Consider the following 384-nt stretch of genomic DNA (forward strand, 5'->3'; position numbering starts at 1 on the left):
AGCAGTTTCACACTGGGAAATACAGTTTTGATCATTTCTCCTTTGCGCGAAACAGCAAGGACATTCACGCCATAATTTTTTCTTACATCTACTTCTTCAATAGTTTTGCCCACCACGGGACCGGTTTCTGCCATTACTCGTACGCAGCTTATTTTAAAATCGGGGATCGTAGAGGAATTGAAGGTTTGAAGCCGCTTATGAGACTGGAAGACCTGATAATTATCGGCTCTCACCGAATCTATTAAACTTTCCAGTTCGTCTATGGGCACCAGGAAATTTGTGAGCACTCTGGAGAAAATTTCTATAGAAGTTTCAAATTCTTCCGGGATCACTTCATCTGCACCCAAAGCCAGCAACAATTCTATTTCTTTGACATACCTGGTT

General features: G+C 41.7%; 1 protein-coding gene. It reads right to left on the reverse strand.

Annotated features, from left to right (window positions below; translation table 11 throughout):
- A partial coding sequence (locus HC176_RS17365) for a TrkA C-terminal domain-containing protein (RefSeq protein ID WP_280818714.1) occupies positions 1-384 on the reverse strand: 384 nt, incomplete at both ends.

This window comes from Tamlana crocina (genome assembly GCF_012037625.1).